The following is a 14,193-nucleotide window of genomic DNA, read 5'->3' as shown; positions in this document are numbered from 1 at the left end:
GTTACTGCTTACTGATTGTTCAATAGTTAGTATGATGGGGCGGTTATATTGAATATAAAGGTCAAGACTCAAGGTGATAACAAATCTTAATAATGTGATAAGCGTACAAGATACAATGTAGACTTTTAGCAAAAATAGCAGTATGAAAAGCAAACGGCACCGCTATCTATTGATAACGATGCCGTTGAATTTTTATAAACACAAGTGTTAATTAGCTATGCTTATAGTAGTTACTATTTAAAAAGCTACTGGCTAAACTGCTTTTGACACAGCTCCATAAAAGCACGGCCATATTGGCGAATTTCTGCATCATCACGTACCGCCATCCAGCTGGTAAAGCGTCCAAAATGATCCACTGGAATGGCGACAAGGTTTTGATAATGGCTTGGTTCAAACGCCATCTCTGCGATAATTCCAATACCCAATCCTAAGCCGACGTAGGTACTTATCACATCAGCATCGAGCGCTGCTAATACAATGTCAGGTTCTAACCCTGCAGCCTCAAAGGTTTTATCAATAGCGCTGCGTCCCGTAAAACCCCCGTGATAGGTTACTATCGGATAGCTAGCGAGAGTAGGTAGGTCGATGGATTCTTGTCCGGCAAGCTCATGATCACTCGGTACAATAATACGGTGCGTCCAATCGTAATAGCGATAACAACGTAGATAATTGTTATGGAGCAACGACTCGGTTGCAATACCGATATCAGCCTGCCCACGAATAACCATCTGCGCGATAGTCTCAGGGTCAGCCTGTTGCAGGATTAAATTAACTTTAGGAAAACGCTCTTTAAATTCTTTAACCACTTGTGGCAATACATAACGTGCTTGCGTATGAGTGGTGGCAATCGTTAACGTACCAATATTTGGATTATTAAAATCAAGACTAAGGTTCTCAATCGTACGAATTTCAGCAAAGATAGACTCAATATGCGGCATCAGCGCGGTGCCCATGGTCGTAAGACCAGTTAAGCGTTTGCCTTGACGGACGAACACTTCGGTTTTGAGTTGGTTCTCAAGTGCAGCAATATGCTTTGATAAGCTTGACTGACTGGTATGCAATACCGTCGCTGCTTGACTTAGGTTATAGCCATTAATCACCGTATGCCATACCGTCTCCAACTGTTTGAGTTGGATTTGTAGATGCCGCTGATTGACCACTACGTCGATTGCCATAACTTAATCCTATTGTATAAATATACAAACCCTGTCTGTATATAAAAATAAAAACGTATAAATATGCAGTAAGCGACCAGTGTAAATCAAATCTATTATTCTTGTATATAATAAATAGCTATCAATTTATAATAATTAGGAATATAGAGGGGTTGCTTTGTACGATGTGAAGCAATGAGCCTAAATGAGACCAATATCATAAACAAAAAAACAGCTATCTTCTAGAAGGTAGCTGTTTGTGAAATAAGGGTTATTACGTTAGTGTTAGAAAAATTTTATTCTATATCTAATAATTGCGATTAATCTAGATAAACAAAATCCTTATGCGATATCAAAACGATCCGCGTTCATGACCTTGCTCCAAGCGCGGACGAAATCATTGACGAATTTTTCTAAATTATCGTCTTGCGCATATAGCTCAGCATAAGCACGTAGTATTGAGTTTGAACCAAACACCAAATCTACACGGCTTGCTTGCCATTTTGTTTTTCCGGTACCACGCTCGCGTACTTCATAAAGATTAGAGGTATGAGGTGTATCGTTGCTTGTCTTGACTGGATGCCACGTATAGTTCATATCAGTTAGATTAACAAAGAAATCATTAGTAAGCACACCAGGTCTCTTAGTAAAAACGCCCTGTTGACTCTGACCATGGTTGGTATCTAAAACACGCATACCACCGATTAATACCACCATCTCAGGAGCAGTTAATCCCATTAATTGAGTGCGATCAAGCAGCATTTCTTCAGGCGCTACGGCATAGTTGCCTTGTACCCAATTACGATAACCGTCGTGCAATGGCTCTAAATCTGCGAAAGATTCAGTATCGGTCATTGCTTCTTCAGCATCACCGCGTCCTGCTTTAAATGGCACATTAATATCTACGCCAGCATCAACTGCAGCCTGTTCAATCGCAGCATTACCAGCTAGAACAATGAGGTCAGCTAAGCTAACATCTTTTTCAAACTCAGCTTGAATACGTGTCAATGTTTCAAGCACGCGTTGTAGTTGTGCTGGCTCATTACCGATCCAGTCTTTTTGCGGCGCAAGACGAATGCGCGCACCGTTAGCACCGCCGCGATAGTCTGAGACACGGAAAGTACGAGCGCTATCCCAAGCAGTGATAATCAACTCTCGGCGGCTCAAATCGCTGTCTAATATTTGCGATTTTAAAGTCGCCATATCATCAATCGTCAATTCAGTATTGCCTGTGGGAATAGGATCTTGCCATACAAAGTCTTCGCTTGGCACATCTGACCCTAAGTAGCGAGCTTTTGGTCCTAAGTCACGATGCGTCAGTTTAAACCAAGCCTTAGCAAATACTTCATCGAAGTACTCTGGATTTTGATGGAATTTTTCTGAAATCTCACGATAGATAGGGTCTTTTTTCAGTGCCATATCAGCATCGGTCATGATCGGATTACGGCGTACACTTGGGTCATGCGCATCTAATGGGCGATCTTCTTCACGAATATCGGTAGGCTCCCATTGCCATGCGCCTGCTGGGCTTTTGGTTAATTCCCAGTTATGACCTAAGAGTAGCTCAAAATAACCATGATCCCATTGGGTTGGGTTGGTAGTCCATGCGCCTTCAATACCACTCGAAACCGTATCGCCTGCATTGCCTTTACCTTTAGGATTATGCCAGCCTAAGCCTTGTTCAGCCATATCCGCAGCTTCTGGCTCATCTTCTAGTATCGTTGCATCGCCATTACCATGACACTTACCAACGGTATGACCACCAGCAGTCAATGCTACCGTTTCTTCGTCATTCATCGACATACGGGCGAAGGTTGTGCGCATATCTTGAGCTGTTTTTAGTGGATCAGGGTTGCCATCGACCCCTTCAGGATTGACATAGATCAAACCCATTTGTACCGCTGCGAGTGGGTTTTCTAGTGATGTACGCTCTTGGTCACTCTCGTAGCGATTTTCAGTTGCAGCAAGCCATTCACGCTCAGAGCCCCAGTAAATATCTTTTTCTGGATGCCAAATGTCAGCGCGACCACCAGCGAAACCTAAGGTTTTAAATCCCATAGACTCATAGGCCATGTTACCAGCCAAAATCATCAAATCAGCCCATGATAGTTTATTGCCATACTTTTTCTTGATAGGCCATAATAGGCGACGTGCTTTGTCTAAGTTAACATTGTCAGGCCAGCTGTTCAGTGGTGCAAAGCGTTGATTGCCTGTATTAGACCCGCCACGACCATCAGCACTACGATAAGTACCAGCCGAATGCCAAGCCATACGAATCATCAGACCACCATAATGACCCCAATCTGCTGGCCACCATTCTTGTGATTCAGTCATCAAAGCTTTCAAATCTTGTTTGACGGCTTCTAAATCTAACTGTTTAAATGCTTCAGCATAGTCAAAGTCAGCACCCATTGGATTAGTTTTTTGGTCTTGCTGATGTAAAATATCTAAATTCAAGCTATTCGGCCACCAGTCGGTTGCTGCAGAAGCAGTGGTGGTGTGCGCTTGATGCATGACAGGGCAGCCGCCCATGCTAGGACGTTGCGGTGCATGTGATTGGTCTACGTTTTCACTATGGATAGTTGGACCTTTATCATCGCCTTGATCGTAGGTCGTGTTAGTTGCGACATTATTGTGAGCATCGTCACTACCGTGTTCAACTGGGCAACGTCCAGTTTCTAGTGGTGCATTTTTGTCAGTTGGGGTCGAGTTGGACATCGTATAACTCCTAGGCTCTTGTGGTAAATAAGATAACTGGCTAATTACGATAATTATCGGTCATACATAAAGCATATATAAAGACTGTTTATTTATAAAACTCATATATAAGAATTATAAGTTTTATATAACTCATCGTAATTCAATCGTCATAAAAAATTTTAGGTTTATTTTTTTTCATTCTACTGCTGTATTTTTATTATATTGCGGTAGAAAGCTATAACGTTACATTAATCCTTAATGATAGTAATGAAAAATTGTGTAATAAATAGCTATAAATTAATATTTCTGCAAGCTAATGCTACATAGATTTACTATGTAAATTGACATATGGTTGTTGAGATAGGTCTCAAGCGTTTTAATGCAAAAATATCGTTAGAATGTCTAGTCAAGGTAGGCGTTCTGAAGTACCATAATTCAATTTTGCTGCAAGTGTGGCTTTCTTTATGCAACTCTAAGCAACTTTTATCGATTTTTAGTATCAATTATTGCTGCTAACGATTGATAAAAGTTGTGCATAGTTGTGTTCTTTGTCTCAAGTTTTGGTGAGTTGTTATGTCTGCTGTCCAACCTGTGCCCCCAAATCCTCCAGTCGCCAAAAAGTCATGGGGAGACGCGGCCAAAGCCTATCTCGACCGGCGCGCTATTATCATGCTGTTCTTAGGGTTTGTTGCTGGTATTCCCATTTTGCTTATATTTTCAAGTCTTTCATTATGGTTGCGTGAGGCAGGTATTGATCGCGGCGTAGTAACGATGTTTAGTTGGGCAGCGCTTGGTTATTCGTTCAAATTTATTTGGGCGCCATTAGTCGATGCAGTACCACTTCCCATATTAACCAAACTACTAGGTCGACGTCGTAGCTGGATATTAGTCGCTCAGTTGATGATTATTTTGGCGATTTGCCTCATGGCTAGTGTCAACCCAACCAATGAAGGCAGCCTTGTTTATATGGCAATTGGCGCAGTATTGCTTGGTTTTTCTTCTGCTACCCAAGATATTGTCATTGATGCATACCGTATTGAGCTTGCGCCACCAAGCCTCCAGTCAGTGTTATCGGCGATGTATACGGCTGGTTATCGTTTAGGGATGATTGTCGCAGGGGCAGGCGCGCTATATTTAGCAGATTATTTTGGCTCAACTGAAACGTTTTATAGTTATGAGGCGTGGCGTAATACTTACTGGGTCATGGCAGGGGTTATGGGAATTGGTGTAGCGACCACTTTGATCATTCATGAACCAGTCAGTAATCAGGTGCGTGTTGAACGTAAAACCTCGGACTATTCGCGTTTAGTATTGGTATTTGCATTATCGGTCGTAGGCTTTGTATTCATATTTGCTAATTTGGGATCGTTATTGCCCGAAACAGAAAGTGCACTTTTAGGGTTTCTGTATGAATTAGTACGTATGGTATTGAGCTTAATAGTTGCCTTGATTATTGGTTATGGGTTAGTGAAGGTCAATCTTGTAGAAGCAGAAGTCGCCAAAACAACTTGGGTTGAGCCTATTGCTGACTTTTTCCGTCGTTATGGCAAAAAAGCATTATTGCTCCTAGCACTTATTGGTTTATATCGTATTTCAGACATTGTCGCAGGTGTGATTTCCAACGTTTTCTATCAGGATATGGGTTTTACTAAGACTGATATTGCAAATGCTGTCAAATTGGTCGGCGTCATTATGGTGATTGCTGGCGGCTTTTTAGGTGGGTTATTGGCACAAAAACTGCGTATGATGCAGGCAATGATGGTCGGGGCAATATTGGCTTGTACCACCAACTTGTTGTTCGTATTGTTGACATATCATCCAGGTAGCATGCCTTACATGTATCTAGCTGTGATCTTTGATAACCTTGCTGCAGGTCTTGCTAGTGCTGTATTCATTGCTTTCTTGTCTGCACTGACCTCTATTCGCTTTACCGCTGTACAGTATGCGATATTTTCATCACTCATGACCTTATTGCCAAAGGTACTGGGTGGTTATTCTGGTACCATCGTTGATAGCACCAGTTATCCGTTCTTCTTTATCTTTACCTTCGCTATTGGTATTCCTATTTTGGCATTAATTTATTTTGTCGATAAGCATATTGTCATTGGTGATAATGACGACATTTATGGCGACGATGACACTAATAATGATGGTGATAATAATGGTAAACCGATACTAACGAAGGCGAACCCTAATTTGACAAATACCAATGAGCCACCACGGGCTACCGATTAAGCCTGAGATAAGCAAATAAACGATTTTTAAGAGTCAGTAATGATACTACCTAAAGTACAGAACATGACAGTAAAGCAAATCAAGCGGCAAAGCCATCAACCAATGGAAAATGTAGCGGCAGCTGGGGTTTCAGTAAATGAGATGCCTAAGTTTTGGATAACAGACTGGCTACTACATGTGTTGGATAAGCCTGCCATATTCTTAATCACTGATGAAAGCTATGAGCTGACTGAGTCTGAGTATGAGCAGTTCTATGCAGGTGTGGTTCAGATGCAAACAGGTACACCGCTCGCTTATTTAACGGGACAGCAAGAGTTTTGGTCGCTCAACTTTACCGTCAATGAGCATACGTTAATTCCTAGACCTGACACTGAAATTTTGGTCGAACAAGTTTTAAATTGGATACATTCTCAGCTAAAAAATGTAGGTGATGATAATAAACCAAAGCGCTTGTTAGATTTGGGTACTGGATCAGGATGTATTGCCATTAGCTTGGCACATGAGTTAAAACACAAATCGAAACATGGTAATTGGCAAACGGTAGCAGTTGATTTATCGCTAGAAGCGTTGAAAGTTGCTAAACATAATGGCGTTATCAATGATGTCGCCAATATTGAGTTTGTACAAAGCAGCTGGTATGACGAGCTGTCTACTCAGGACGAGAGTTTATTCGATGTGATTGTCTCAAATCCGCCTTATATTGATGAGTCGGACGAGCATTTAACTTGTTTGCAGGCTGAGCCTATTAGTGCTTTGAGTGCACCTAATCATGGATTGGCCGATATAGAACATATTGTCCAGCAAGCACCGCAATATTTACGTATAGGTGGACTGTTGGCGATTGAACATGGTTTTGATCAAGGTGAAGCAGTACGTCAAATATTGTCAGATAATGACTTTACAGCGGTACAAACGGTGCAGGATTTTGGCGGCAATGATCGGGTTACGTTGGGGCAGCTTTGATAATTGTATTTTTTATGCGGTAATCTAAGTAATAATTTTGGTGATAAATATGACTTATTCAGCAGAGACAGTTGCGCTATCAGATGATGAGTTGATGCGTTATGCGCGGCAGGTATTGCTCGAGGGCTGGGATATCGATGCGCAGCTACGTTTAAAAGTATCGCGAGTGGTCATGATAGGCGCAGGCGGCTTAGGTTGTCCGGCTTCTGAGACCTTAGTACGTGCAGGACTTGGGCAAATTCATCTGATTGATGATGATGAGATTGAGGCAAGCAATTTACAGCGGCAAACGCTATTCTTACCTGAAGATATCGGTAAGCCCAAGGCGTTGACCGCTGCCGAGATGTTAGAGAGGATTAATCCTTTAATAACTGCTCGTGGTACGGTTGCACGGCTGAGTGAAGACAATGCTTATGATTTTCTTGATATGGCGACAGGTAAGCCTGATCTTTTATTAGATTGTACCGATAACTTTGCGACGCGTGACATCATTAATCGCATTAGTGTGCGCTACCAGATCCCTTTATTATCTGCCTCAGCGATAGCCATGCAGGGACAATTAGCGTTGTATGAGCCGCATCTTAATACAGGCTGCTATCATTGCGTGTTTGGCTCAGTAGCAGTTGATGCAGAGGCTGATGAACGTACCTGTGCCAATTCAGGGGTGCTCGCCAGCACGACAGCCATCATGGGTAATTTGCAGGCCAATGCTGCGTTGCAGTATTTGGGATTAACCAAAAATCCACTGACAAACAAACTGCTAATATGGGATGGTAGCCAGATGCAGCAACGGTTGATGGGCTACCGACAAGATGTTCATTGTCCGGTTTGTGCCAATTTTTCCCAATGATTTTTAAGCAGACCATTAGCAAGCGTTCAACTCGTTCATATTTTACTTTACTTATTCTTATCCCTTCTTTTTATTACCATAGTTGTTTCTTATGAAAATTCATCGCCCTCATTTACTAAAGCATTCGTTCAATGTGGTTAACCGTATGCGTCAGACGGTCAGTGTCGCTGGCTTATCTGCGCTAAGAGTCGCAAAAGGCGAGAAGCCTGATGCAAGATTATTAAAGGATACCTTTGAGCAGCTTGGTACTACTTATATTAAAATCGGCCAGTTTATAGCCAGTACGCCATCTTTATTCCCGCGTGAATATGTAGAAGCGTTTCAAGATTGTTTGGATCAAACGACCCCATTATCCTACGCTTACATCAAGCAGGTATTGACGGCTGAGCTGGCAGTCGATGGGCAAACGCTGGCTGATAAGTTTACATTTATTGACGAAAAACCATTAGCATCAGCCTCCATCGCCCAAGTGCATGCCGCGCGTTTGCATAATGGTGATGAAGTGGTATTAAAGGTGCAAAAGCCTGAAGTCGAAACCATCATGCAAACCGATTTGGGAGTGTTGCATGGGGTCACCAAACTGATTGAGCTGCTAATGCCTTCAATGAGGTTTGCTAGTATCGCACCGATTATCGATGAGATTCGTTTGCGCATGCTTGCTGAGACCGACTTTATTGCTGAAGCCCAAAATATTCGTGATTTTCAGCAGTTTTTGGCTGTATCAGGGAATACCAAGGTGGTTGCGCCGCAAGTCTATGATGAGCTGACTACTAAGCGCGTGCTGACTATGAGTCGGTTACATGGCGTCTCCATGATTGATGAGACGGCAATGCGCCAGTATTGTGATGACCCAGCCCAAGTGATGGCAGATACGTTGAATACGTGGTTTGCAAGCCTTATGTTCTGCAATAGTTTCCACGCTGACCTGCATGCAGGCAACTTAATGCTCTTAACCGATGGCCGAATTGGCTTTTTGGATTTCGGTATTGTGGGCAAACTAAAGGCCGAAAGTTGGCGTGCCTGTATGGGCATGATGCAGGCCTTGCAAGATAATAACTATCAAGCAATGGCACAGCATATGATCGATATGGAGATGACCCGTGGTCGTAGTAATGTCGATGAGCTTGATTTAGCAAATGATTTACAACGCATGATGAAAACCATCATGGCAGAAGATATTACGTTTACAAGCGGTGTGCCTTTTAACAGTAAAGAGCAGGCTGATGAGCTGAATCAAATGATGCTTGAAATCGTTGAAGTGGGTAAACGTCATGGTATTCATTTCCCACGTGATTTCGCTTTACTGACCAAGCAGCTGTTATATTTTGATCGGTTTATGCGTACTTTAGCCCCTGATATGGATATGTTTAGCGACCAACGGGTACAGATATTAGGGCAGACCGATACAGAGCAAACTTCAACGCCCGCACTTAACGTTTCGTAGTTTTTGAGTAGCTTTTATTCGGTTTTTATAGTGTATTTCCGATTTTAAGTATTATCTGTAGATTTTTAACACAAAGGATTGTGTGCCCATTACCACAAATTGGCTCTGTCATGATGACTGCTCTCAAAAGCCGCATTCTTCCTATTATTACCAATGAAATTACCATCGCTTGGACAGGTCTTTATTGTCTAGCGGTGGTGATGGGTTATGGGCGCTTTTTATTTACGGCTACCTTGCCTGATATCATGATTCAGTTGTCGTTATCGACGGCCATTGCTGGATGGCTAGCTTCAGTTAATTATATTGGCTACTTTATCGGTGCGCTTATTGCCATGTTTGTTCCGCAGCGACTCACGTGGCAAATGCTCATGCTATGGACGATTGTTAGTGTGTTTACGACTATGCTGCTCGTCGTGCCGGATATGTCATTAAACTTATGGTATGTCATTCGTTTGCTAGCAGGTATCGCGAGTGGGGTGGCGATGATTTTGAGCTCATCATTGGTGATTCAAAGCTTCAGCGTTGAGCGTCGCTCTGTGCTTTCGGCATTACATTATGCGGGGATAGGAGTAGGTATTAGCCTCTCAGCTGTATTAACTTGGTGGTTATTAATACTCGGCTATCATTTCGATATTATCTGGCTGGTAGCAGGCGTGAGTAGCTTGCCACTGCTCTGGCTACTCTATGGCATACGACCAATAAATGCAGATACAAATACAACTGCATCTGGCGAGACACGGCTGGCAAACTCATCGTCCAATGCTGCGCACCGATCTATACGCCAAACCTATATTAATTTTAAACGTTCATTATACGAGGCAGTCACCGGACATACCAAAGCAATTATGCTGTTGTCAGCAAGCTATGTGCTGGCAGGTTTTGGTTATATTACATCAGCGACCTTTTTGCCAGTAATGGCAGCACAGCGGCTTACAACCCAAAGTTATGCTGGGCTGCTTATTTGGTTGCTGGTTGGTATTTTTGCGATGCTGTCCAATCCTCTGTGGGGCGCGCTTGCTAAACGTATTGGTGAGACCAAAACCTTGATGGGTTTAACCTTATTACAAGCATTTGGGATGCTTTTACCTTTATGGTCCAAGGGTGCATTTGGCTTATACGCGAATGCGGTAATTTTAGGATTAACCTTTGTTGGTATGGTTTCAATGACCTTGAATATTATCAAAAATATCAATCCAGCCTACTCTAATTTGCTGATAGGATTAGCAACTTTGGCCTATGCGCTAGGTCAGTTTATTGGACCATTAGTGACGGTCGCATTAGCAGGGCAGGATGATAATTTTAATGCTGGCCTATTGGTCGCTGCTATCGGGCTATTGGTTGGACTTTTTCTAATAATTCTATTTAGTCGGCAGCGTAATAGTTATTCTTAAAAGTAGTTTTTTAGACAATGCTGCGGCTAAAAACTTCTCGTAACTCAAAGCTAGTATGTACTTGTGCAACGCCTTCAATACGATTTAGCCGATGTAATAAAAACTCCTCATAGTGTGCCATATCACGTACTCGTACTTTAATTAAGTAGTCTTCAGAACGGCCTGTAACGATGCTGCAACTGATAACCTCATCGAAGCTTTGCACCTTTTTTTCAAACTGCTCAAAACGCTCAGCTGTGTGGCGATCCATACTAATAGCGATAAATATAGCGAGCGGATAGCCAAGCTTTTCTGCGTCTGTCTGAGTATGATAACCAGTGATAATGCCTGCGTCTTCTAGACGTTTGATACGGCGTGCGCAGGGAGTAGCTGATAGGTTAACGTTTTCAGCCAGCTCAGTAATGCTCATCCGTGCGTCAGTCTGTAATAGACGTAAAAGACGCTTGTCAATATCGTCAATAGTATGTGTAATTTGATGGGCAAAGCGGCTATCAGTCATCGTTTTTACCTAGCATTAGTGGTTTGCACTGATTATATCTATAAAATTAGCGATAATCACTAATTATGATTATAAAATTGTTTAATAAAGCTGCTTTTCACTTCAAAATCTTTGCTATTATAATGACATAACTATTATCTCTTATGATAACGCCATTTAGTTAGATATATATCTAGCTCATCATATCGTCTAAAAGGATTGATTATGTCTGACCAAGCCACCCGCAATGCGACCACACGTACTGCAAAGATTACGCCCAAAAACGCTGCTTTCGATTTCCGTAAATATCGTCCATTTGCGTTTGCACCTTCATTGTCAGATCGAACATGGCCAAGTAAAACTATTGAAACATCGCCAATATGGGCGAGTGTTGATCTACGTGATGGCAATCAAGCTCTGATTGATCCGATGACTATTGAACAAAAAATGCGCTTTTTCAAAACCTTAGTTGAGGTGGGTTTTAAAGAGATTGAGATTGGTTTCCCATCAGCCGCTCAGGTTGAATTTGATTTTGCTCGTAAACTTATTGAAGAAAACCATGTACCTGAAGATGTGACGTTGCAGGTATTGGTACAAGCGCGTGAGCATTTGATTGCACGTACCTTTGAATCATTAAAAGGCGCAAAGCGAGCCATTGTCCATGTCTATAACTCAACTTGCCGCATACAGCGTGAAAAGGTTTATGGTAAAGATAAGTCTGAGATTAAAGAAATTGCGATTACTGGTGCCAAGCTATTACAGCAGTATGCGGCAAAATATCCAGAGACAGAATGGGTATTCCAGTATTCACCTGAAAGCTTTAGCCAAACTGAAACTGAATATGCGGTAGAAGTCTGTGATGCTGTGTGTGAAGTTTGGCAGCCGCAGAACGGTCAGGAAGTTATTCTTAACTTACCAGCGACCGTTGAAGCGTCTATGCCTAATGTCTTTGCAGATCAGGTTGAATACTTCTGCCGTAATCTTGCGCAGCGTGAGCATGTCATTATTAGTCTACACACCCACAATGACCGAGGCTGTGCGGTTGCTGCTGCGGAGCTTGGTGTACTTGCTGGTGCAGATCGTATCGAAGGCACCTTGCTTGGTAACGGTGAGCGTACTGGTAACATGGATATCATGGTCATGGCGATGAACTTATTCAGCCAAGGTATCGATCCTGATCTTGATTTTAGTAATATGAGTGAGATTGTGCAGGTGGTTAGCGAGTGTAATAATTTACCGCTACATCCACGTCATCCGTATGTGGGTGAGCTAGTATTTACCGCCTTTAGTGGCTCGCATCAAGACGCCATCAAGAAGTCTCTCGATTATAATGAGAAGCATCAAGATCAAACTGATAATGTATGGGATGTCGCTTATCTACCCATTGATCCTGCACATATTGGTCGTAGCTACCAAGATGTAGTACGTATCAATAGTCAGTCTGGTAAAGGCGGCGTCGCTTATATCTTGCAACGCAACTATGGATTTAACTTGCCGCGCTGGATGCAAATTGACTTTAGCGGTGTGGTACAAAAGCAAGCTGAAGCTGCTGCCCGTGAATTACAGAACGATGAAATCTTACAGACCTTTGAAGATACATATTTGCAGCAAGGCAACTTTGAGTTACTAGACTATAGTGTCAATAATAAGGGCGGTGAAGTTTACTTTAATGGTCAAGTACAGATGAATAGCGATACTATTACGATTGATGGAACAGGTAATGGTCCATTGTCATCGTTCATTGACGGACTTGCGCAGCACACTGGTAAATCAATACACGTTATCAATTACGCTGAGCATGCTATCAATCCGCAGCATAATAGTGGTAATGGTATCGATGATGACAATAACAGCGATAACAAAACCAATGCTAATGCGGCAGCTTATATTCAGCTTAATGTTGACGGAGCAGTTTACTCTGGTATCGGCACTTGTAGCAGCACGGTATCGGCGATGTTAAAAGGCGCACTATCTGCATTTGCTCAAGCGCCAAGCATGACGGCAGCTTAAGTTTAAATAGTTAGACTTGAATTAAAGTACCGCCATATCTTTTAAAGGGACATGGCGGTATTTTTTACGGTTAATAAATATTAACTATGAACATCAACTATAAATAACAACTGTGTTTTTTGTTACTTTTTCAATATATAGATATATTAATGTAAACGTCATTGGATGACTTATTGGTTGTACATCCGACTACCTATAGCATAATGTTACTTGTGTGTTTGGTATCTAGGACTTACACTAATGTATGTACATAACTCATTATTATAAGTATAAGGTTAATTATGGAACCTATTTCGTTTGCTTCATTTACGTTAGCAGCTGTTTTAGCCTCACTACCTTCGAATAGCGAGCCTATTAGTCAGTCGGTAATTACAACGCATATTAGTCCTGCCATCGCTGGTCAATGGGAGATAGATTTAGATAGTGATGTTACCATGACCAAAGAAGCTGCAGCGAAGCAAATAGCGTCGGGTAATATTCAAAATATAGAAAGTAACGAGCCTGAGGTATCGGCTGGGGCAGTAGATGGTGTTTTGGGTCAAAGTGAACGCCGTGTCTTTAAGGTCGCACCCAATACAGCGACCAGCACTAATGTAAAAACAAAAAAATCTACTCAGTGCCGAGAGTTGTATAACTTTGGCTCAGACAATGAGATGTGGGCTGTGAGTGGTAAAGAATGGACTTACGGTCGCTATTTGGTGACGCATCGTGAAGAAGGTTTACCTATTATTGCTATCAAAACTGTCTATGATAATAATGAAGTAGATTGCTCAGGTAATAAAATTGATCAGACTGACGAGGCACTAATTGCTTACTTGAACCATGATGGTAATCAAATGCAGTGGTGTGCTGATCCTGATGGTAAGGAATGCTTTATGAATTTCCATAGAGTACTGCCCTAAATAGTTTGTTTTATATTTAAAACCCTCTAATAATTTATTTATAACGCATAAAAAACCCGCTTTCTT

The 14,193-nt window shown here is 42.0% G+C and carries 10 protein-coding genes; 7 read left to right on the top strand and 3 right to left on the bottom strand.

Annotation, left to right across the window (positions count from 1 at the left end; translation table 11 throughout):
- Nucleotides 1-245: 245 nt before the first annotated feature.
- Nucleotides 246-1,175 (bottom strand): LysR substrate-binding domain-containing protein, encoded by a 930-nt coding sequence (locus ACTQ9S_RS08090; RefSeq protein WP_440454655.1) that lies wholly within the window; start codon nucleotides 1,173-1,175, stop codon nucleotides 246-248.
- A gap of 321 nt (nucleotides 1,176-1,496) precedes the next feature.
- On the bottom strand, nucleotides 1,497-3,686 hold the full coding sequence (katG, locus tag ACTQ9S_RS08085) for a catalase/peroxidase HPI (RefSeq protein WP_440454739.1): 2,190 nt from the start codon (nucleotides 3,684-3,686) through the stop codon (nucleotides 1,497-1,499).
- Between the two features lie 741 nt (nucleotides 3,687-4,427).
- Here katG and ACTQ9S_RS08080 point away from each other — a divergent pair.
- The 5 genes from ACTQ9S_RS08080 to ACTQ9S_RS08060 all read left to right on the top strand — a co-directional run bounded on the left by ACTQ9S_RS08080 (nucleotide 4,428) and on the right by ACTQ9S_RS08060 (nucleotide 10,737).
- Complete coding sequence (locus ACTQ9S_RS08080) at nucleotides 4,428-6,089, top strand: AmpG family muropeptide MFS transporter (protein WP_068035559.1); 1,662 nt, start codon at nucleotides 4,428-4,430, stop codon at nucleotides 6,087-6,089.
- 39 nt (nucleotides 6,090-6,128) lie between these two features.
- The gene (gene prmC / locus ACTQ9S_RS08075; RefSeq protein WP_440454654.1) at nucleotides 6,129-7,052 is read left to right on the top strand and encodes a peptide chain release factor N(5)-glutamine methyltransferase; all 924 of its coding nucleotides are present in this window, start codon (nucleotides 6,129-6,131) and stop codon (nucleotides 7,050-7,052) included.
- A 49-nt stretch (nucleotides 7,053-7,101) separates the two neighbouring features.
- Nucleotides 7,102-7,902, top strand: a complete 801-nt coding sequence (locus tag ACTQ9S_RS08070; RefSeq protein ID WP_440454653.1) for a HesA/MoeB/ThiF family protein — start codon at nucleotides 7,102-7,104, stop codon at nucleotides 7,900-7,902.
- A gap of 91 nt (nucleotides 7,903-7,993) precedes the next feature.
- Nucleotides 7,994-9,346: an ABC1 kinase family protein gene (locus ACTQ9S_RS08065; RefSeq protein WP_440454652.1), complete on the top strand. Its 1,353-nt coding sequence runs from the start codon at nucleotides 7,994-7,996 to the stop codon at nucleotides 9,344-9,346.
- A 110-nt stretch (nucleotides 9,347-9,456) separates the two neighbouring features.
- Nucleotides 9,457-10,737: a YbfB/YjiJ family MFS transporter gene (locus ACTQ9S_RS08060; RefSeq protein WP_440454651.1), complete on the top strand. Its 1,281-nt coding sequence runs from the start codon at nucleotides 9,457-9,459 to the stop codon at nucleotides 10,735-10,737.
- Nucleotides 10,738-10,747: 10 nt separating this feature from the next.
- On the opposite strand, the gene ACTQ9S_RS08055 is transcribed toward ACTQ9S_RS08060, so the two are convergent.
- Complete coding sequence (locus ACTQ9S_RS08055) at nucleotides 10,748-11,236, bottom strand: Lrp/AsnC family transcriptional regulator (protein ID WP_068035569.1); 489 nt, start codon at nucleotides 11,234-11,236, stop codon at nucleotides 10,748-10,750.
- A 204-nt stretch (nucleotides 11,237-11,440) separates the two neighbouring features.
- Here ACTQ9S_RS08055 and leuA point away from each other — a divergent pair, with 204 nt between their 5' ends.
- Nucleotides 11,441-13,225 carry a 2-isopropylmalate synthase gene (gene leuA / locus ACTQ9S_RS08050; RefSeq protein WP_440454650.1) on the top strand — a complete coding sequence of 595 codons (1,785 nt, stop codon included), beginning with the start codon at nucleotides 11,441-11,443 and terminating at the stop codon, nucleotides 13,223-13,225.
- A gap of 281 nt (nucleotides 13,226-13,506) precedes the next feature.
- On the top strand, nucleotides 13,507-14,127 hold the full coding sequence (locus ACTQ9S_RS08045; protein ID WP_068035573.1) for a hypothetical protein: 621 nt from the start codon (nucleotides 13,507-13,509) through the stop codon (nucleotides 14,125-14,127).
- The last annotated feature ends 66 nt before the right edge of the window (nucleotides 14,128-14,193 follow it).

Origin of the sequence: Psychrobacter sp. ASPA161_9 (genome assembly GCF_051970275.1) — a bacterium.
Lineage (GTDB): Bacteria > Pseudomonadota > Gammaproteobacteria > Pseudomonadales > Moraxellaceae > Psychrobacter.
Note: the sequence above shows the minus strand (reverse complement) of the source record. Positions and strands in the feature narration are given on the sequence as shown.